The sequence below is a fragment of the Thiobacillus denitrificans genome, assembly GCF_001530125.1.
Classification (GTDB): Bacteria; Pseudomonadota; Gammaproteobacteria; order Burkholderiales; family Thiobacillaceae; genus Thiobacillus; species Thiobacillus denitrificans_C.
Map to the genome: position 1 here is coordinate 1 of NZ_LDUG01000040.1, position 17,131 is coordinate 17,131.

The 17,131-nt window shown below is 62.9% G+C and carries 19 protein-coding genes; 11 read left to right on the forward strand and 8 right to left on the reverse strand.

All coding sequences use genetic code 11. The annotated features are described in order from the left end of the window. The 4 genes from ABW22_RS13690 to ABW22_RS13705 all read right to left on the reverse strand — a co-directional run. A partial coding sequence (locus tag ABW22_RS13690; protein ID WP_193393309.1) for a cation:proton antiporter occupies nucleotides 1–472 on the reverse strand: 472 nt, incomplete at its 3' end. Between the two features lie 34 nt (nucleotides 473–506). Continuing rightward, nucleotides 507–1,514 carry a sodium:calcium antiporter gene (locus tag ABW22_RS13695; RefSeq protein ID WP_059757845.1) on the reverse strand — a complete coding sequence of 336 codons (1,008 nt, stop codon included), beginning with the start codon at nucleotides 1,512–1,514 and terminating at the stop codon, nucleotides 507–509. Then, nucleotides 1,511–4,210 carry a cation-translocating P-type ATPase gene (locus tag ABW22_RS13700; protein ID WP_059757848.1) on the reverse strand — a complete coding sequence of 900 codons (2,700 nt, stop codon included), beginning with the start codon at nucleotides 4,208–4,210 and terminating at the stop codon, nucleotides 1,511–1,513. The genes ABW22_RS13695 and ABW22_RS13700 overlap by 4 nt, the downstream gene beginning before the upstream one ends. A gap of 169 nt (nucleotides 4,211–4,379) precedes the next feature. Next, a complete protein-coding gene (locus ABW22_RS13705) occupies nucleotides 4,380–5,726 on the reverse strand; it encodes a TAXI family TRAP transporter solute-binding subunit (protein ID WP_059757851.1) in 1,347 nt (448 codons plus the stop codon). Between the two features lie 179 nt (nucleotides 5,727–5,905). On the opposite strand from ABW22_RS13705, the gene ABW22_RS13710 reads away from it, so the two are divergent. From ABW22_RS13710 to ABW22_RS13760, 11 genes are all read left to right on the forward strand, one after another. After that, nucleotides 5,906–6,337, forward strand: coding sequence for a hypothetical protein (locus ABW22_RS13710; RefSeq protein ID WP_059757854.1), 432 nt, complete (start codon nucleotides 5,906–5,908; stop codon nucleotides 6,335–6,337). A 172-nt stretch (nucleotides 6,338–6,509) separates the two neighbouring features. After that, the gene (locus ABW22_RS13715) at nucleotides 6,510–6,932 is read left to right on the forward strand and encodes a hypothetical protein (RefSeq protein ID WP_059757857.1); all 423 of its coding nucleotides are present in this window, start codon (nucleotides 6,510–6,512) and stop codon (nucleotides 6,930–6,932) included. Nucleotides 6,933–6,942: 10 nt separating this feature from the next. Then, nucleotides 6,943–8,598: a multicopper oxidase family protein gene (locus ABW22_RS13720; protein WP_082708852.1), complete on the forward strand. Its 1,656-nt coding sequence runs from the start codon at nucleotides 6,943–6,945 to the stop codon at nucleotides 8,596–8,598. A gap of 50 nt (nucleotides 8,599–8,648) precedes the next feature. Next, nucleotides 8,649–8,948: a DUF2933 domain-containing protein gene (locus ABW22_RS13725; RefSeq protein WP_059757865.1), complete on the forward strand. Its 300-nt coding sequence runs from the start codon at nucleotides 8,649–8,651 to the stop codon at nucleotides 8,946–8,948. Next, nucleotides 8,945–9,595, forward strand: coding sequence for a methyltransferase family protein (locus ABW22_RS13730; protein WP_059757873.1), 651 nt, complete (start codon nucleotides 8,945–8,947; stop codon nucleotides 9,593–9,595). Before ABW22_RS13725 ends, ABW22_RS13730 begins: the two co-directional genes overlap by 4 nt. Nucleotides 9,596–9,609: 14 nt before the next feature. Then, nucleotides 9,610–10,269, forward strand: a complete 660-nt coding sequence (locus ABW22_RS13735) for an SRPBCC family protein (RefSeq protein ID WP_059757877.1) — start codon at nucleotides 9,610–9,612, stop codon at nucleotides 10,267–10,269. A gap of 49 nt (nucleotides 10,270–10,318) precedes the next feature. Next, on the forward strand, nucleotides 10,319–10,564 hold the full coding sequence (locus tag ABW22_RS13740) for an SHOCT domain-containing protein (RefSeq protein WP_157648652.1): 246 nt from the start codon (nucleotides 10,319–10,321) through the stop codon (nucleotides 10,562–10,564). A 113-nt stretch (nucleotides 10,565–10,677) separates the two neighbouring features. Continuing rightward, nucleotides 10,678–11,118 carry a hypothetical protein gene (locus tag ABW22_RS13745; protein ID WP_088178792.1) on the forward strand — a complete coding sequence of 147 codons (441 nt, stop codon included), beginning with the start codon at nucleotides 10,678–10,680 and terminating at the stop codon, nucleotides 11,116–11,118. A 19-nt stretch (nucleotides 11,119–11,137) separates the two neighbouring features. Further along, nucleotides 11,138–11,494, forward strand: coding sequence for a YHS domain-containing protein (locus ABW22_RS13750; protein ID WP_059757883.1), 357 nt, complete (start codon nucleotides 11,138–11,140; stop codon nucleotides 11,492–11,494). Between the two features lie 62 nt (nucleotides 11,495–11,556). Next, nucleotides 11,557–13,965, forward strand: coding sequence for a heavy metal translocating P-type ATPase (locus ABW22_RS13755; protein WP_082708856.1), 2,409 nt, complete (start codon nucleotides 11,557–11,559; stop codon nucleotides 13,963–13,965). A gap of 17 nt (nucleotides 13,966–13,982) precedes the next feature. Beyond that, nucleotides 13,983–14,717, forward strand: a complete 735-nt coding sequence (locus ABW22_RS13760) for an SRPBCC family protein (protein WP_202813960.1) — start codon at nucleotides 13,983–13,985, stop codon at nucleotides 14,715–14,717. Between the two features lie 33 nt (nucleotides 14,718–14,750). On the opposite strand, the gene ABW22_RS13765 is transcribed toward ABW22_RS13760, so the two are convergent. From ABW22_RS13765 to ABW22_RS13780, 4 genes are all read right to left on the reverse strand, one after another. Next, entirely contained in the window at nucleotides 14,751–15,248 is a 498-nt protein-coding gene (locus ABW22_RS13765) for a DUF411 domain-containing protein (protein WP_059757892.1), read from the reverse strand. Nucleotides 15,249–15,355: 107 nt separating this feature from the next. Continuing rightward, the gene (locus ABW22_RS13770) at nucleotides 15,356–15,715 is read right to left on the reverse strand and encodes a copper-binding protein (protein WP_059757896.1); all 360 of its coding nucleotides are present in this window, start codon (nucleotides 15,713–15,715) and stop codon (nucleotides 15,356–15,358) included. Nucleotides 15,716–15,733: 18 nt separating this feature from the next. Next, nucleotides 15,734–16,234, reverse strand: coding sequence for a cupredoxin domain-containing protein (locus ABW22_RS13775; RefSeq protein ID WP_059757899.1), 501 nt, complete (start codon nucleotides 16,232–16,234; stop codon nucleotides 15,734–15,736). A gap of 45 nt (nucleotides 16,235–16,279) precedes the next feature. Next, nucleotides 16,280–17,131, reverse strand: an 852-nt coding sequence (locus tag ABW22_RS13780; RefSeq protein WP_157648653.1) for a multicopper oxidase domain-containing protein, incomplete at its 5' end; no start/stop codon positions are given.

Genomic DNA, 17,131 nt, shown 5'->3' on the forward strand with positions numbered 1-17,131 from the left:
CCTGCACGATCAGGAAGCCGACTGCGATGCGGCCATGCAGACTGTCGATCTCGCGCTTGTCGCTCAGCAGCTTGACGATGATGATCGTGCTGGAAAATGTCAGCGCAACCGCAACGTACAGCGCCTCCATGGGGGCCTTGCCCAGCAGCAAAATCAGTGCGAAGCCGAACGCGACCGTGAATCCCAGCTGCCCCAGGCCCGTGGCCAGCGCCACCGTCCCAATGCGGCGCAGGTGGTTCAGGTCGAGCTTGAGCCCGACCACAAACAGCAATACCGTGACGCCGATTTGCGCCAGCAGGTCTATCTGGTCATGCGCCGCAACAAGTCCAAAGCCCGTCGGTCCCAGCGCGATGCCGACCACGATGTAGGCGATCAGCACCGGCTGGCGCAGCCGCACGAACAGCGCGCCGGCGAATGCGCAGATCAGCAGGAAAAGTGCAAATTCGGAAAACGGACTTTGCAGGAAGGTCATGGTGTTCAGCCTGTCATTCACGCTTGTGCCCGGGTCAGGCGCCGCCGTGCAGGAAGACCAGCGCCGCATTAAGCAGGTAGGTTGCCAGCAGCCCCACGCTGACCCAGCTTAGAAAGCGCAGCGCGCGACCCTGCGGCCGCATCACCAGACCGATCATCACCAGACCACTCATCACCACGGCCGCGACCGCCGTGCCCGCATGCACGGGCGAGACGTCGGCAAGCAGTGGGCCGCGGGTGTAAAAAATGTCGTCTATCGCCAGAATCGTCACGTTGAACAGATTGCTGCCAAGCAGGTTGCCGATGGCCATGTCGAGTGCGCGCAGGCGCAGGGCCGACAGCGTCACTGCTATTTCGGGCAGCGTGGTCACCAGTGCCATGAACAGCGTGCCGACAAAGCTGCGGCTCCAGCCCATGGCCTGGGCCAGCTGGTCGGCGATGGACGGCAGCCAGCTTCCCGCCGCCAGCACCATCAGAGCCGCCACGCCGAAGCGGCTCCACTGGCGCCCCAGGGCTGGCGCAGGCCCCGGCTCGGCTTCGGCATCAGGCTGCGAGCGCAGTGCCTGCTCGTGCGCAAAAACGCTACGCAGCGCCAGCAGGTAAAGCGCCAGCAACACCGGGCTGTACAGCCCAAGATGCAGCATCGCCGGTGTTGCTGCGGGCAGCAGCAGGCTCATGGCGACAAAGCCGAGCATCACCACGCCAAAAGCTGCCGAAAGCAGGTGCGCCGCACTGGCATGGCGGTAGATCGGCTGATGGGGCTGCAGTGCGTCGATCACCACCAGGAAAACGAGGTTGAACACACAGGCGCCCAGCGCATTGCCGACCGCCAGATTGGGCGCATCAATCACGGTCACCGCGCTAATGCCCGAGGCCAGCTCGGGCAGCGAGGTCACGGTAGCCAGCAGCGCCAGACCGATCCAGCCGCCGGTCAACCCGGTCGCCTTGGCGATGCGGTCGGCACTTTGGCAGAGCACATAGCCAGCAACCGCGATCAGCACCGCGCACAGCAAAAATTGCAGCGCCAGCAGGCCGAGTGTCATCGCACACGCCTGCGGCCCAGGCGCACGATGAGCTTGCGCAGCTCTTCAGCCCACAGCACGCAACTGGCCAGCGCTGCCAGTGGCAGCAGCGAGGCGGGCGCCAGTGGCACGGTATGAAACAGGGTGTTCATGGGCGGTGCATACAGCACCAGTGCCTGCAGCAGCATGCTCAGCGACAAGCCGCCCAGCAGCCAGGGGTTCTTCAGCAATCCCAGCGCTAGCGCCGAGCGGGTGGCCGACTGGCAGTTCAGCACGTTGAACCACGCGCACATCGCCAGCACCGTGAAGGTTTCGGTGCGCACCAGCTCGATCGGCACGTTCTGCTCGAGTCGCCACATGAACCAGCCGAAGGTGACGCCGGCAATCAGCGGCGTCATCAGCGCCACGCGTGCCAGCGTGTCGCGCCCGAGGAGCCGGTCGTCTCGTGGCACCGGCGCGCGCTTCATCTCCTCGCCATCGGGCGGGTCCATCACCAGATTCACGGTGACGGTGCCCTCGGTGACGATGTTGATCCACAGGATCTGCACCGCCACCAGCGGCAGGGGAAATCCGCCCAGCAAGGCCAGCATCAGCACCAGCACCTCGGCCATCGAAGTGGCGAACAGGTAGAGGATGACCTTTTTCAGGTTGCCGTAAACCACGCGCCCCTGCTCGACCGCACCGACGATGGTGGCGAAGTTGTCATCGGTGATGATGATCTTGGCTGCGCTTTTGGCGACTTCGGTACCGGTGATGCCCATCGCCACACCGACATCGGCGCGTGCCAGCGCCGGTGCGTCGTTGACGCCGTCACCGGTCATCGCGACCACCTCGCCGCGCGCCTGCAGGGCTTCGACAATGCGCAGCTTTTGCGCCGGGTGAACGCGCGCAAAAACTGCGATGTGATCAAGTGCGCTGCGCAGGTCGGTCTCATTCATGCGCTCGAGTTCGGCACCGTCGATGGCCCGGTCGCCATCGCGCGCAATGCCAAGCTCACGGGCGATCGCCAGCCCCGTGAGCTTGTGGTCGCCCGTCACCATGATGGGCCGGACGCCAGCCGCGCGGCATTCGGTGACGGCGCTTTTAACCTCTTCGCGCGGCGGGTCGATCTGGCCGACCAGGCCGAGCAGGTGGGCGCGGCCGGCCAGGGGGTCGAAGCCGACGCCGGGGTCGAGCGGGTCGTCCTCCACCACTGCAAAGGCCAGTACACGCAGCGCGCGCGCCGCCATGGCTTCAGCGGCCGCACGCGCCGCGTGGACCAAGGCCGTCCCGTCGGCTGCACACAGGTGCAGCACCGCTTCGGGCGCGCCCTTGATGAACACGCGGCGCGGCGCATCGGCGAAGCAGTGGCGCGTGGCCATCATCCGGGTGTCGGAATCGAAGGGGAGTTCGGCCTCGCGCGGCGCGTCGCGCGACAATTGCGCCAGGTCGATACCCGCCTTGGCTGCCAGCACCTTCAGAGCGCCTTCTGTCGGGTCGCCCAGCACGGACCATTCGGTGCGCGCTTTTTCGGGGGGCAGCAGTTGCGCGTCGTTGCACAGCGCGGCCGCGCGCAGCAGCGGTGCAAGTGCCGTATCGTCAGCGCTGAATTTTCCCTCCGGCGCGTAGCCGATCCCACTCACGGCGACCTCCAGGCCGACCGGCAGCCACAGCGTGCTGACGGTCATTTCATTGCGCGTCAGGGTGCCGGTCTTGTCGGTGCAGATCACGGTCGTCGACCCCAGCGTTTCGACGGCCGACAGGCGGCGGATGATCGCACCGCGCGCCGCCATGCGCTGCATGCCCACAGCCAGCGCGATGGTCATGGCCACCGGCAGGCCCTCGGGCACCATGGACACCATCTGGCTGATCGCCACCATCAGGACATCGACCAGCGGCAATTCCCGAAACAGCCCCAGTGCGACCACCGTGCCAAACAGCACCAGCGCCGCAACCACCAGCCAACGGCCAAACTGCTCGATGCGCTGCTCCAGCGGCGTTTTTGGCTCGGTCGCGGTCTCGGTCAGCCCCGCGATGCGGCCGACTTCGGTACGGGTGCCAATGGCCACCACCACTGCCCGCCCGCGCCCGGCGGTGGCGTAGGTACCCGAGAACACCATGTTGTGGCGGTCGGCCAGTCCGGTGGCCTCAGGCAAAGCCGGTACCGCCTTGCGCACCGGCACCGACTCGCCGGTCAGTGCCGCCTCGGCGACCTGCAGCTGGGCCTCCTCGATCAGGCGCGCATCGGCGCCAATGGCGTCGCCTGCGGCCAGCAGCAGCAGATCGCCCGGCACCAGGTCGCGTGCCTCAATCGACGTTTCATGGCCGTCCCGCAGCACACGCACACGCAGCGCCGACAGCTGGCGCAACGAGGCCATCGAGCGCTCGGCGCGGCCCTCCTGGAATGCGCCTATCAGCGCGTTGACCAGCACCACCAGAAGGATCACCACCGCGTCGCCATAGTGCGACAGTGCCATCGCCAGCAGCGCCGCCACAAACAGGATGTAGATCAGCGGGCTCTTGAACTGACGCGCGATGATGGAAAACACGGAGCGGCGTGGCGGCTCGGGCAGGGTGTTGCTGCCGTCCCGGGTCTGCCGTAACTCGACTTCTGTGGCGCTCAATCCCGATGCGGGGTCACAACCGAGCCGGACCAGCACCGTCTCGGCCTGCAAGGCATGCCATGGCGGGGCTGAAGGCGCCGCCTCGCTACCCGGTGCCTTTGTTGTTGCTGTCATAAAAAACAACTTTAAAAGTTTCAGCTTACCGTACAACTACGGTAAATCCAACGACGGTCCGGCGTTCCTTCGCGCCGGAGGCGAGATAAATTGCGTTGGATCAAGACGTGCACCATCGGCGCCGCATGAGCGGGAATCGGCGCAGGATCAGTTGCGCCTGCGCTAGCGCTTACGGCTCGTTCCGGGGCGTCTGGATCTGTCGCCTTTGCAGCTTCTTTTGTACCAGCTGGATGTTGCTGCGCAGCGCATACAGTTCGTTGGCATAGGACAGCGGCACGCTGATTTTTTCGGCGCGGTGGTCCAGATCGCTCAGATCTTCCAGCAGTGCCTCCTGGTTGCCCGCGTTGTCAATGCGGTTTTCAATGTCCCTGAGCTGGCCGTACCACCTGAAAATGCGCGAGCGCACCCGAAACTCATACAGCGGCGGCACGATGCGCGACAGCGGCAGCATGATGGCGATGATGAGGCCCATCACCAGCCACATGCGCTCCACCAGATTGGCCACCCAAAAAGGCAGGTAGCGCTGCAAAAAAGGCTTGTCATTCTTGATGCTCCGTTCGGCCTCGGCTGAAATCGGCACTTCGTTGTTGGCCAGCTTGGGGTATTCGCGGGCCCGCTTGAACCAGCCCGCGCTGCCGTGAATTTCATTGCCCGCCAGGGCAAACAGCTGCAGCAGCGCCGGGTGCGTGCCGGCGCGCGTGAGCAGGGTGGTGGTCGGGGCGACCAGGCGCACGTCTTGCGGCGGAATGTTGGCCGCCAGATCGACCACGCCGCGCGGCAGCACGGCCGGGCTCAGAAACGCAAAGCGCCGCGAATATGCTTCGCTCTGCGCAAAATCCATGAGCTTGACGCCCGGGGTTTGCAGCAGCATCTGCACCATCAGCGACTCGGGGGCCGAGGCGAAAACGATGGCGTCCAGCTCGCCGCCCAGAAAGGCCACGGTGGCCGGCGTTTGCTCCAGCTCTGAGAGGACCAGCGTGCTTTTGTCAATGCGGTTGCTCTCCAGCAATTTGTCCATCAGGCTGGGCAGGCCGCTGCCGGGCGTGCCGACGTTGACGCGCAGTCCCTTGAGCTCCGGCAGGGCCGTTAGCGTTGCCTCGGGGTTGACCCGGCGTGCTGCTTCTTCCCGGTAAAACAGCCAGACGGGTTCGAGGAAAAGGCTGCCCAGCGACTCGAGTTCTTCGTTTTGCTTGCTGCCGGCCTCGCTGCTGCCGCCCTGCACAAATCCCAGGTCGGCCTTGCCTTCGCGCAGCAACTGCAGGTTGGCAGCCGATCCTTCGGAAGGCAGCAGCACGACCTCAATGCCTTCCTTTTTCAGCGCCTCTGCATAACGCTTGCCAAACGCTTCATACGCGCTTTGCGCTGGGCCGGTGGCCAGCGTGACCCGCTTGGGCGGGTTTGGGTCCAGCCAGCCGTAGGCGAGCACCAGCAGCGTCACGGCCAACAGCAGGAAGGGGCCGGCAGAAACCGTTATATCGCGCAGCGACAGCAGGGTGTAGCGTATGGTTTTGGGCATGCGTGAACCTTAGCATGGTCCCTGGCGAAGGTTACTGTCAGTTCTGGCGCCCAACGGCGAGCAGTGCAGGTGAAAATTGCTTGATGGCTGAATTTGTGATTTGAGGCAGTTTTTTTGACGAATATCAACACTTGGTCACGTTGACCGGTTAGCATGATCTAGCCCTGATTCCTACCCGCATGAAACTCTTTTCGAACGCCCGCGCCAAGCGCAACACTGCATTTATGGTGTTGCTGGCGTGGCTGTTTGTCTTGGCTTCAGGGGTCGCCAACGCGTGTCTGCTGGAAGCGCGCGAAACGCATTCCTACATCGCTACAGCTTCCGAGGCTGTATATTCTCCCGCCATATTGTCTGGTCATGCGAGCGCCGTTGCTGATCGCGACAATGGCTTGCACACCGCCAGGGCTCCGTGCCTGAAGGTCTGCGACGATAGCTCACGCTCTTTGCCAAAGCAGTCGTTGACAGTTGCACAGCCTGATCCCGGTCCGGCGCCCTTTGTTCATGTCCTCTGGAACGCTGTTTCGCCCGTCGTTGCTACTCATAGGGAAGACATGCAACCCGCCATCCTTGGGCTGCCCATCCGGGTCCGCTACTCGCGACTGGCACTCTAGCCGCCCCTCTGACGCTTGATCTGGAGTCTCGCGCTCTGCGGTTTGCGTTCATTTCTCAGTCCAGTTTGCTTCTGTGCTCAGGGACAGAAGGCCGATTCGGGCATTACACCAGCGTCTGTGTTTACCCACCGCACCCAGCATTTCATATCCGTCAGCTAACCAGGAGTCTGTCATGACCCATTTTCGATTCATTCCACTTGCCGCGTCCCTCGCCGCCGCCCTCGCATTGACCGCCTGCAACACGGCTCCACCGATGCCCATGGGCGCTGCGTCTGCCAACAGCATGGCCACACCGGACCAGATGACCAGGATGGATGCGCAGATAAAGACCATGCAGGGCCTGCACGAAAAGATGATGAACGCCAAGACCCCGCAAGAGCGCAGCAAGCTGATGACCGAACACTTGAAAACCATGCAGGACGGCATGGCCATGATGGACGGCATGTCCGGCGCTGGCATGGGCGGTATGAAAGGCATGCAGGGTATGACTGGCGACATCGGAACGCGCCAGCAGATGATGGAAAAGCGCATGGAGATGATGCAGACCATGATGAAAATGATGATGGACCTGATGCCGGCTACGCCTGCGCGCTAAGGAGAACCCTATGTTACAAAGAAGACAATTGCTTGAGTTTGGTGGGGTAGCGGCCGTGGCCGCCGCCGGTGGGGCCGCCTGGATGTATTACGGATCGCCTCGTTCCAACGCGCTGGCTGGCGGGCCGTTTCGCCACTATCCCTTCGATCCGGTCGCCGCCGCGAACTTCCAGCAAAAGCTGTTCATCCCTGTGGGCAGCGGGCCGTTCGGGGTGCTCGATGTCGCCGGGCCGCTGAAAATCCGCACCGTTGCGGCGAGCTTCCCGCTGCTGCCCGGCCGCGAATCGCCGTTCCTGCTGTACCAGACCGAACAGGCGGGCAAGGCCTACCAGAATCCGATTTTGCGCATAGAGAGCGGCGCGCGCTTCACGGCCAGCCTGGACAACGCGCTGGCCGAGCCGACCATCATCCACTGGCACGGCCTGCACACGCCCGCCGCCATGGACGGCCACCCGGCCAGCACCATCGGCCCCGGCGGGCGCTACGAGTACGACTTCAAGGTCAGCAACCGCGGCGGCACCTACTGGTACCACACGCATGCCCACGAGCTGACCGCCGAGCAGGCCTACCATGGCCTGGCGAGCTTCTTCCTGGTGGACGACGACGACCAGCGCCGCTTGGCCAAGGCACTTGATCTGCAGCTCGGCGTCACCGACCTGCCCCTGGTCATCCAGGACAAGCAGTTCGACGCGCAGGGCAAGCTGTTGTACAAGCCGAGTGCCCATGAAGCCATGATGGGCTGGCTCGGCGACATCGTGCTCGCCAACCTGACGCCCAATGCGGTCCAGGCCGTCACCCCGCGCACCTATCGCCTGCGGCTTCTCAATGGATCGAATGCACGCATCTACCGGCTTGCCTTCGTCAAGGGCAGCACGCCGCTGGATTTCACCGTCATCGGCACCGACGGCGGCCTGATCGAGCGGCCCGAAACTGTGACGGAGGCCTTTCTCGCGCCGGGCGAGCGCCTCGATGTGCTGTTCGACGCGGGCCAGGCGCAGCCCGGTGAGGACATCTTCCTCAGGAGCCTGGCGTTCGATGCCATGGAAAACGAAGGGCCTGCTGGCGGATCTGGTGGTATGGGTGGTATGGGCGGTATGGGCATGGGGCGGATGATGGCCAGCATGAGCTCGTCACGGCTGCCGCTGGGCGCGGAGTTCAACGTGTTGAAGCTGTCGGTCAAGGCCGGCGATCGCGTCGTCGCCAAACTGCCGGCCACGCTGTCCCAGATCAAGCCGATCCGAACCGAAGGCGCCGCGCAGCGCAAGATCGAACTGTCGATGGGACAGATGCGCTTCCTGATCAACGGACGCACCTACCATATGGACGAGATCGCGTTCGACGTCAAACGCGGTGCGGTCGAAATCTGGAACATCAGCAACCCGACGATGGGCATGCCGCACCCGATGCACATCCACGGTTTTTCGTTCCAGGTGCTCGAACGCATCGGCAGCCCGCCCCAGGTCGCGGCCACGGCGCGTTTCGGCCAGGGCCGCACCGTGAGCGACCTCGGCTGGAAGGACACCGTGCTGGTCTGGCCCGGCGAAACGGTGCGGGTGGCGATCGACTTCGCCCACGACTTCCCCGGTGACCAGACCTACGTCTTCCATTGCCACAACCTGGAACACGAAGATGGCGGCATGATGATCAACTTTCGCGTGAAGGGTTGATGACACCGGCTCGGTGAGCCGGCGTCACACCCTTCTCCCTGGAGATTTCCATGGACGACAAGCACAGTTCTCAGCCCTGCCTTCCGGGCGCCACGCCATTTTGGCGCTCCCGCTACGGACTGGGCCTGCTCGTGTTCGGCGCTATCGCGGCGTATTTCCTGCTCACCGAGCATCGCGCCCACTTTTTCGGCGCCCTGCCGTTCCTGCTGGTTCTGGCCTGCCCGCTGATGCATGTGTTCATGCATCGCGGGCATGGACGCCATGGCGGCGCTCATGCGGGCCACCACGGGAGCAACAAAAGCCCGGACACGGCGGCCCCACCGGCATCCGGGACCGGAGAACAGCCATGAGCCCTGATGCCCCGGCCTACGGACTCTGGACGCTTGTCTTCCTCAATTCGGCCATCTTCCTGATGTTCGCCTTCAGCTTCTTCAGGCCCCAGACCGCACGGGACTGGCGAACTTTCGGCGCATTCGCTGCGTTTATCGTCGCGCTCTTTGTCGAGATGTATGGCTTTCCGCTCACCATCTATGTGATGTCCGGCTGGCTGCAGACCCGGTTCCCGGGCACCGACCTGCTTTCCCACAACGCCGGTCACCTGTGGTCAACGCTGCTGGGCGAGCAGGGAGACGCCCACTTTGGACCCTTGCACATCGCGAGCTATGTTTTCCTGGGCTTCGGTTTTTACCTGTTGTCCAGCGCCTGGAACGTTTTGTATCAAGCGCAACGCGGCAACACGCTGGCCACCACGGGGCCTTACGCGCGGATTCGCCACCCCCAATACGTGGCCTTTGTGCTGATCCTGCTTGGCTTCCTGTTGCAGTGGCCGACGCTGCTCACCCTGGCCATGTTCCCGATTCTGCTGGTCATGTATGGGCGTCTGGCCATCACTGAAGAAGCGCAGATGCGCACCCGGTTCGGAGATGCCTTTGAGCGCTATGCCCGGCGAACCCCCAGGTTCTTCCCCCGCATGGGTCAAGGTTCAACCGCGGGCTGAGTGCTTCGTTCAATATGGGCTACGCTTGGACTTTCACGCGGTGGTATCCAGGCGAGGCTGTGTTCGCAGCATGGCGCGCGCTGTCTGTGCGTTCCGCCGGAGCGGCATTTCCGCACCTGCTGGCGCTGTGCCTGCTGTGGTTCAGCGCTGACGCTCTGGCCGAACGCGATGTCAGGATCGAGCGCGATGCAGACACGATCCGCATTGATGCCAAACTGCGCGTTGACGTGCACCATCACATCGCCTGGCAGGTCCTGACCGACTACGACAATCTTGCGCGCTTCGTCCCGGGCCTGCAAATCAGTCGCATCGTGAGCGAGCCGGGTGCGCCACTGCTGCTCCAGCAGACGGGACAGTCAGGGTTCCTGTGGCTGACCTTGCCGATCGAGGTTGTCGTGCGAATCGTGGAAGTACCGCTTGAGGCGATCCGTTTTTCCGCTGTCAGCGGCACTCTAAAAAGCAAGTCCGGCGAGTGGCGCATCGAGGCGCAGGACGATGCGACGCTGCTGATCTATCGGGCCAGCATCGTTCCGGGTTTCTGGGTGCCGCCCTTGATCGGCACGGCCATGATGGGGCAGGACGTCAGGAGCAAGCTCGTGGGTGTCGCCAACGAAATGACGCGGCGCGCGGCTTCTGCGCAATCCGGGAAGTCCGGATCAGAGGCGTACCGATGAAGCGGTGTTCAACGCATGCATAAGCGTGTATTTTTCCAAGGAGCAGGGTATGTACGGGTTTGACCACGGTGTCTGGATGTTGGGTGGCTGGATTGTGATGCTGGCGTTATGGCTGCTGCCGTTCGTCCTCTTGTTTGTCTCAATCAAGGTTTTCTTCGAGCGGTTCAAGGCGGGCACGGACAAGAGCGCGCTTGAAATACTGGAGCTGGCCTATGCCAGCGGAAAAATCGGCCGCGAGGAATTCCTTCGAAAACGCGACGACTTACAAGCCAGATCGTCTGGAGACCTGCCTTGAGTATCCGTGGCTCGCGCCACGTCTTTCAGCGCCACCGCCGTGTCCTCGAATGAGTGTGGGTACCGAGCAATATCCAACGGGTGTTCGCACCCACCACGGCAAAGGAGTAAATCATGTTTTTAGTACGGAATTTCCATCACGTCAGGATCGGCGGCTGGATCCTCGCGGCCACGCTCGGCGTGGTGGCTGCGCCCCTGGCCGCACTGGCGCAAGCCAGCGCGAATGCGACGACCACGCAGTCGTCGAGTGAGCTAGGGGTGACTGTCAAGGTGACGCCGAAGTTGATCGGATCGCCCGACAAGCCGTGGGAATTCACCATCGTGCTTGACACCCACAGTGCCGACCTGAGCGACGACCTGACCCAAAGCGCCACCCTGACGACCGACGACGGCCGCACGTTCAAGCCCGTGAGCTGGCTCGGCGCGCCACCGGGTGGCCATCACCGTGAAGGTGTGCTGGCATTCGATGTTCCGGCGCCGCGGCCGAGTACGATCGAACTCAGCATCACCCGGCCGGGTGAATCCGCACCCCGGACATTTCGCTGGCAGCTCTGACCCACTGAAGGAGAAGCGTATGGAATGGCTGACACAGAACTGGATCAATCTGCTGTTATTGGTGGGCGTGATCCTGTTCATGCGCTTCGGCGGCATGGGCTGTGGCTCCGGTGGCCGACCCGCTCAGCCGGAGCACAGGCATGACCGGCAAGGCAGTGTGGACACGCCCGTCGAATCCGCCCCGGCCACCGACCCCGTCAGCCGACGCCCGGTCGATCCGACATCGGCGGTAGCGACGGTTTACCAGGGCCGCGCCTATTACTTCGAGTCGCGCGAGAACCGTGACCGTTTCGAGGCAGCGCCGGACCAGTACGCCACGGTGCCAAAAGACGGTGACAAGGCCGCCGGGCATGACCACCACGGCGGGTGCTGCTGAGGAACTGCGCCTGCTGCCTTGCCCCTAACTCGATCAACACCAGACCTGAAAAGAACAAGACCATGAACACCGAGAGCACCACTAGACCTGCCGCCCCGACCTCGGCCGTTGATCCGGTCTGCGGGATGAGCGTCCAAGCCGACAAGGCGGCGGCCCGCCTGGAGTTTGATGGCAAGCTGTACCTGTTCTGTTCCACAGATTGCCAGCACAAGTTTGAGATCGACCCCAAGAAGTACATAGGCACGGCGGCGGCGACCCTGGTACCCGATGCCACTGGCGCGCCGATATCCGCCCTGGCCCCGACGGCGCCCGATCACGGTATGCCGATGCAAGCCGCGTTGCGTCGCGGACTGCAAGGCCAGGCCAAGGATCCGATCTGCGGCATGATGGTTGACAAGGCGAGTGCTTTACGCTCCGAGCGTGGCGGACGCAGCTACTATTTCTGCAGCGTCGGCTGCCAGCGTACCTTCGAGTCGCCGGAGCAGGAGCTGAAGTCGATGCGCACGCGCGTGGCGATCGCCCTGACCGGGGTGCTGGCGCTGGCGATCATGCGGGCCGGCGCGTTCCTTGCGCTGGCCACCGGTGCCACCATCGTCAGCTGGGCACCGGTTTCGGCGCTGCCCTGGTTCACCTGGGGTATGTGGCTGTTTCTGCTGGTGACGCCGGTGCAGTTCATCGGCGGCTGGAGCTTCTACAAGGGCGCGTGGAACGCCATCCGCAGCCGCCGCATCAACATGGATTTCCTCATCGCGATGGGCACCTCGGTGGCCTATTTCTATAGTGTGGCCGTGGTGTTTTTCCCCGACGTGTTGCCGGTCGAGATCGATGAGCGTGCAGTGTATTTCGAAGTCTCCGCCGTCATCATCGCCTTTGTGCTGCTCGGCAAGTACATGGAGGAGATCATCAAGAAGCACTCTTCCGCGGCCGTACGCAAGCTGCTCGACCTGAAGCCCGCCACCGCCCAGGTGGTGCGCGAGGGGGTCGAGATGGAGGTGCCGGCCGAGAGTGTGATGGTCGGCGAAACCGTCGTCATGCGTCCGGGGCAGCGCATTGCCACCGACGGGGTGGTGCTGGAGGGCGCCTCGGCGGTTGATGAATCGATGCTCACCGGCGAGTCCATGCCGGTCGAAAAGCAGGTCGGCTCCAAGGTCATCGGCGGCACGCTGAACCGCACCGGCTCGTTCCGCTTCCAGGCCACGCGCGTGGGCACTGAGACCGCACTGGCCCAGATCATCAAGATGGTCGAGGATGCCCAGGCCAGCAGTGCCCCGATCCAGCGCATCGCCGACGAGGTGACGCGCTACTTCGTGCCGGCCGTCGTCGGCACGGCATTCCTGGCCTTCGCCGGCTGGTGGCTGGCTGGCAATTTCCCGCAAGGGCTGCTGGCCTTCATCGCGGTACTCATCATTGCCTGCCCCTGCGCGCTCGGCATCGCTACGCCCGCCGCGCTGATGGTCGGCGTCGGGCGCGGCGCGCAGGCCGGCATCCTGATCCGCGGCGCCGAGGTTCTTGAGAAGGCGCAGAAACTCGACACGGTCGTTTTCGACAAGACCGGCACGCTCACGCGTGGCGAGCCCGCCCTCACTGACGTCTTGGTACGGCCGGAGTGGACGAAAGAGCAGGCGCTGCGGCTGGCCGCGAGCCTTGAATCCGGTTCGGAGCACCCGCTGGCCGAGGCCATCGTGCGCGGCGCACGTGAGGCAGGCGTCGCGCCAGCGACCGTTGAGGGTTTCGATTCGGTCCCCGGCCATGGGGTGCAGGGCCGCATCGATGGTGAGCCCGTGCTGCTGGGCAACCGCCGGCTGATGCAGCGCGAAGGGGTGGACATCGCTCAAGTGCAGCCCGAGATGGAACGCCTGGAGGCCGATGGCAAGACCGCCATGCTGCTGGCCAGCGGCGCACGCCTGGTGGCCGTGATTGCGGTCGCCGACACGGTGAGGCCGGAGGCGCAGGAGGCCATCGCCGCGCTGCAGGCCGAGAAAGTGCAGGTGATCCTGTTGAGCGGCGACAACCAGCGCACCGCCGCCGCCATCGGCCGCCTGCTCGGCATTGACCGCGTCATCGCCGACGTGCTGCCCTCCGACAAGGCCAAGGTGATCAAGGACTTGCAGGCGCAGGGCCGGGTCGTGGCGATGGTCGGCGATGGCGTCAACGATGCGCCGGCCCTGGCCACGGCCGACATCGGCATCGCCATCGGTTCCGGGTCCGACGTGGCCAAGGAAACCGGCGGCATCATCCTGGTGCGCAGTGATGTGCGCGACGTCGTGGCTGGCATCCGTCTGTCGCGCGCGACCATGCGCACGATCAAGCAGAACCTGTTCTGGTCCTTCATCTACAACAGCATCGGCGTGCCGATTGCCGCCCTGGGATTTCTCAACCCGATGATTGCCGCAGCGGCGATGGCGCTGTCGTCCTTGTCGGTCATCATCAACTCGGCCCTGCTCAAGCGCGTCAAGCTCGAGCAGCGGTAAAACAGGAAGGCAGCACCATGCAAGGTGGTCTCAAGACACGCTTTGCCGACCGCTGGCTCTGGCTGTGTCCGGTCCTGAGTATCTTGCTGGCGGCGGTCGTGCTGATGCTGTTCGGCTTCACGTTCTGGGGCGCTCTGCTGGCCGCGCTCCTGCTGGTCTGTCCGGCGATGATCCTGTGGGGTGCCATCGAGGTCATGCTCGATGAACGCCACCAGCGCGCCGCCAGGGATCGGCAATGTATTGCACCTGCGACGGCGCCGGTTGTGAGTCCGCTGTTTCGGTTCCATCGGGAGGCTGCAGCCGCTATCGCTGCCAGTCCCCAGGCCGTGTTCGCGTTCCTGGACGACCACAGGCGGCTGACTGCGCATATGGAAAAGCCGTCGCTGATGACGGCCGGCGCCACGATGAAGATCGAGACGGACAGTCAACAGGGCCAGGCCGTCGGCTCTTTGATACGCATGAACGGACGAATCCTGGGTATTTCGTTGTGCGTCGAGGAGACGGTGAGCGAATACAGGCCACCTTTTCGGAAAACCTGGGAAACCCGTGGTGAACCGCGCTTGCTGGTGATTGGCGGATACCGGATGGGCTTTGAACTGACTCCCAAGGCAAGCAAGACCCATCTGCGCGTCTGGATCGACTACAACCTTCCGTCCGGCATTCCGGAACGCTGGCTCGGAAGAATCCTGGGCGATGCCTACGCGAATTGGTGCGTGACGCGCATGGTCAGAGATGCTGCGAGAGCTTTTTGATGGTTTGCGCCTTGCACTCAAGTCACAAGGATTTCATGATGACTTCTTTTTAGGCGCTTGCAACTGGCTTGAGGGATAAGACTGATAGATACGGGAGTTGCCGTCCTCAAGCACGAGCAGCACGTCATACGGGTCTTTGCGCCCCCCATAGGCGGGCCCGTCCATGCCTGGTGAGCCGACAGGCATACCCGGCACTGCAAGACCAACGGCCTTGGGGCGCTCCTTCAGGATTTGGTGAATGTCGCGGGCTGGAACATGGCCCTCAAGGGCATAGCCGCCGACCTGCGCGGTGTGGCAGGAGCCCAGTTTGTCAGGCACGCCCAGCCGGGCCCGTGCGGCCGTGTTGCCGCTGCCTTGTACCTTGACCCGAAACCCGTTGGCTTCCAGGTGGCTGATCCAGTCCTGGCAGCAGCCGCAGTCGGGGTCTTTCCAGACCTCTACCAGCGGTTTGGTTTGCGCCATAAGGCTGGGCGGCAGGGCTGAAGCGCCAGCCAGGCTGGCGAGGGCTTGAATAAGAAAACGTCTTTTCATCAGGTTCTCCTTGAGTGAGCTGGGAGTTAATGGACAACTGATTGGCGGGGGCGCTGCGGCCGAGGACGATGCCTCTGCCTGCCGCAGGCGCACCCCAAGCCGTCAAATTACTTGATGGCTTCAATCGCCGTGACAACGATGAAACCTTCGCGTTTTTCAGCGTTAAATTTGACCTTGTCTCCGACTTTGATGTTGTCCAGCAGAGACGGGTCCTGAGTTCTAAAAACCATGGTCATGCCCGGCATATCCATGTTTTTGATCTCGCCGTGCTTGAGGGTGATTTTTTGCGCTTCTGTGTCAATTTTTTTCACCTCGCCGTTGCTCATCTCCATGCCCTTCATATCCATGCTCATGCCTTTTTCCTTCATCCCGCTCATGTCCATGGCGGGTTGAGCCAACAGGCTGGTAGAAGCAAGGGTGGTCGTGGCCAGCAGGGCGCCGAGGGCGAAGTTTTTAAGAATGTTCATGGTTTTTCTTTCGTGTGTTTATCTGGAAGCCAATTCGGCATTCCGTTTGGTGGGTGAAACGGCGATTTTGCCTTTCATGCCCGCCTCAAAATGTCCTGGGTGCAGGCATGCAAAATCAACGGTTCCCGCTTTGGTGAATTGCCACAGAATCTCACTGGTCTGTCCGGGCTTGACGGTGAGCATGTTGTCGTCTGCGTGCTCCATCTCGGGGTTCTTTTTCATCACTTCGTAATGCGCCTTGAGGTCTTTTGCCGTGCCCAGCACAAACTCGTGGCTCAGCTGACCGGTGTTCTTCACCACAAAGCGGATCGTCTCGCCCTGCTTGGCGCTGATGTTGGCGGGAGTAAAGCGCATGGTGTCGCTCATGTCCACCTCGATGGTGCGGGTCACCTTGCCAGCGACACCGGGTTTACCGATGACTGGCGCATCATGCCCGCCGCCGTGACTGCCGGCTGCAAAAGTGCTTGTGGCGCTCGCCAATACTGCGCAAGCAGCGATGAGTTTGATAGTATTTTTCAAGAGATTTCCTTGGTTGCTGGGTTGCTGGGTTGATGGGTTGATGGATTAGTGGGCCATGGTGCCCATGGGTTTACGGATTTGGACTTCGGTGCCGGGGCCTGCGGTTGCCGGCATGGCTGTGCTGCTTGCCTTCATGCGCGCAGGATCGGGCAGTGCGCCTGTCCATTCATAGGCTTGGGTGCCGGCCGGCTGCTTGTACCAGCCCGGGTCCTTGTAGTCGCCAGGCTTTTGGTTTTTTCGGACCTTGAGGATGCTGAACATGCCGCCCATTTCCACGCCGCCGTAAGGGCCGGTGCCGGTCATCATCGGTGCGGTGTTTTCGGGGATCTGCATTTCCATCTCGCCCATGTCGGCCATGCCGCGCTCGCCCATCATCATGTAGTCGGGCATGACCTTTTGCAGTTTTTTGACGAGGCCGCGATGGTCCACGCCAATCGTGGTGGGAATGGCGTGGCCCATGGCGTTCATGGTGTGGTGGCTCTTGTGGCAATGAAACGCCCAGTCGCCTTCTTCGTCGGCCAGAAAATCAATTTGCCGCATTTGGCCCACGGCCACATCGGTGGTGACTTCGGGGGCGCGTGCCGCCATGGGCCACGGCCCGCCGTCGCTGCCTGTGACCTTGAACTCGTGGCCATGCAGGTGGATGGGGTGGTTGGTCATGGTGAGGTTGCCAATGCGGATACGCACCTTGTCGCCCAAGCGCACATTGAGTGTGTCTATACCCGGGAAAATCCGGCTGTTCCATGACCACAGATTGAAGTCCGTCATGGTCATGATCTTGGGCGTCATGGTGCCGGGGTCAATGTCGTAAGCGTTGAGCAGGAACACGAAGTCGCGGTCCACCTCGTCAATCAGCGGGTGTTTGCCTTTGGGGTGGGTCACCCAGAAACCCATCAT